This window comes from Ruminococcus champanellensis 18P13 = JCM 17042, assembly GCF_000210095.1.
GTDB lineage: Bacteria > Bacillota > Clostridia > Oscillospirales > Ruminococcaceae > Ruminococcus_F > Ruminococcus_F champanellensis.
In genome coordinates, this window is the sequence record NC_021039.1 from 2,381,698 (window position 1) to 2,384,162 (window position 2,465).

The 2,465-nt window shown below is 54.5% G+C and carries 4 protein-coding genes; all 4 read right to left on the reverse strand.

Annotated elements, in window-relative coordinates:
* On the reverse strand, positions 1-547 hold a 547-nt coding region (locus RUM_RS12875), incomplete at its 3' end, for a hypothetical protein (RefSeq protein WP_041326423.1).
* A complete protein-coding gene (locus tag RUM_RS10925) occupies positions 501-836 on the reverse strand; it encodes a hypothetical protein (RefSeq protein ID WP_015559157.1) in 336 nt (111 codons plus the stop codon). The genes RUM_RS10925 and RUM_RS12875, both read right to left, overlap by 47 nt.
* A gap of 1 nt (position 837) precedes the next feature.
* Complete coding sequence (locus RUM_RS10930) at positions 838-1,335, reverse strand: pyocin knob domain-containing protein (protein WP_015559158.1); 498 nt, start codon at positions 1,333-1,335, stop codon at positions 838-840.
* A partial coding sequence (locus RUM_RS10935; RefSeq protein ID WP_157864632.1) for a phage tail spike protein occupies positions 1,328-2,465 on the reverse strand: 1,138 nt, incomplete at its 5' end. The genes RUM_RS10930 and RUM_RS10935, both read right to left, overlap by 8 nt.

Sequence of the window (2,465 nt, forward strand, 5' to 3'; positions counted from 1 at the left end):
GCCAATAGGTCACCTTGCCGCCCAGGTCGGACAAGCTGCCGGTTATCTTCGCACAGCCGTATAGGTTTAAATAATAGGTCACCTTGCCGCCCAGGTCGGACAGGCTGCCGGTTATTTTTGAACAGTTGTACAGCCCAAGATAATGGGTTATCCTGCCGCCCAGGGCAGATAGATCACCAGTCACATTTGAACAGTTGTATAGATTTAAATAATTGGTTGCCAAGCCGCCCAAATCTGACAAATCCAGCAGGGTCTGCGCATCCGATTTGTTTTCAAATTTTGTCAATAAACCGTCAAAAGAGACCAGAATCTGCGCATTGTCCTCCGTCACGGTGAATTCACAGGTGTTCCCGTGAATTTCTTGCGACCCGTATTGCCACACAACATTTTTGCCCTCTGCGGTTGCCTTAAACGTGCCTTTTCCGTGTGGAATGGCGATGGTGTTCCTGGGCATGCGCCCACCGTTCAGTTTTTCCGCCGCCAGCTGGGCAAACAGATCATCACTGTACCCCAGCTTCTGCGCTTTCAGAGCCGCCCATAGTGTCATTCTCCGTCACCTCGCTTTCCACCGCCACCGGATAGTCATCTGCGGTCAGCTCCAGGGTCTGGACTGCGTTTGCACCGCCGGACTGATTGATCCATTCGCCTGTAGACGACATGCCGTAGAAATCCCCGGTGGACACGTCCCAGGCGATGGACCCCTGGGCGATTTTGCAGCCCGTGATGCCGTCAGCGGTAGGCAGATCGGATGCAGTGTCCACACAGATCTCCATGCGCTCTACGCTCAATTCGTTTTCGTACTGTAAAAATTTTCTGCTCATTACTGCGTATGCCATACTATTCCTCACTTTCTGTCGTATCGACGCTATTAGTACCCTCCAACGCCGCCACCCTGGCTGCCAATGCAGCAAATTCAGCGGATGTGACGTATTTTTCCCATGTGCCGAACGCCGCATTGCTGACGTTGTACGTCCGGGCATACATGACACCGGTTCTGCCGATCAGGGTCTGCCGCAGAAAATTGACCGTAGATGTGGTTTCCACAATCAATTTAAATGCCTGTCCGCTTGCTGTGTATCCCTCCGGCAAGCTGCTGCATGCCGCCGCAATGGCGTTTGTAGGTGCGGCATAAACGCCGGGTGTCAGAATCGTGTTCAGGTCTTGTCCGGCATCCCAGACTGTGCCCCAGCTGTCTACCGGAACAGCACCGATCTGCACCGCCGTCACCCCGTGTGGGTTCTCCTGGCTGTCCAGATGGGTCTGGATCGTTTCAAAATTGGTGTTTGCCTTCTGCCGTCCCAGATTCACGTTATCGGTTTCCAGAATCTCAATCATATTTCACCATCACCTTTCCCGCAAGTTCTGCGTACGTCGTATTTTTCAATCGTTCATAGGTGTACAGCATGGTGCCCAGATAGCCGTAGGTGTTCTTCGCCGCTTCTTCAGCCCGCTGCTGCTCAAACTGGTAGGAGGACGCTGTCAGCCCAGCAAAGGACACGATGGATTTCCGCAGGCTGCCCAGCTCGATGGACTGCACCTCTCCGGTGACTGCATCTATGGTGCTTTTGACGATCTGCTGGCTAGTCCATATGCCAAGCTCCTCCGAGTATACTGTGCCGGTATCGCCAACACTGTACTCAGCCAGCCCCACAAAATTCTTGTACAGCTCCATGCGCCGAAGATCCACCACATTCACCCGGTAGTTCACCTGTGGCATGCAATTTGCCGCCACATACTCCTGCACCTGCCGCAGGGCGTCGTTGGTAGCTTCTTTGTCGTCCGTAATGGATTCATCCACTGTCACCTTCAGAAATGTCATGGGCTGCACCGGAAGGGTCAGCTGCCGGTATGCGGCAACGCCCCTGGCTGCATTCTCAACGCCCCGGATGGTGGCCTCCCAATAGACACATGGGGTATAGTCACTACAGTCAATGGATTCTTCCACCGCCACCATGTTCACACCGTGTCGCAGCCGGAATGCGTCCTGCCTGCCCCGGCGTTCGTTGATGTAAATGTCGTACCCGTCCCGCAGCAGCTCCCCGCCCCAGCGATTCACAAAGCTGTTTTCAGCCCCCAGCAGCGCAGATGTTGGGGACATTTTCTCGTAATAAGCAGTGCGCTTGTCCGGGATATCCGAATGCACCCGGAAGGGCGGCTTGGGGGCTGTTCCAGCCGTGCCCCGGTGGGTGTAGGTGTGGTCCATGATCCACTCCAGGGCTTCCTGCCCGTTCAGATCAGTTGGATGGGCAGACAGGATGAAATGCCCGTTCAGATCGTAGAATATGTGCCGGGCATACACCGTCCGCTCCGTCATGCTGTTTTTCTTGGAATAGATCCGGAAGGGCTGCCCTCGTGCCTTGATGACGTTAAACTCGATCGCATACTGCCAGCCGCTGTCTTCGTGGATAGGCAGTACCATCTCCAGCTCATACTGGCCGTTCAGCTCCTCTGTGATTTTTCCGGAT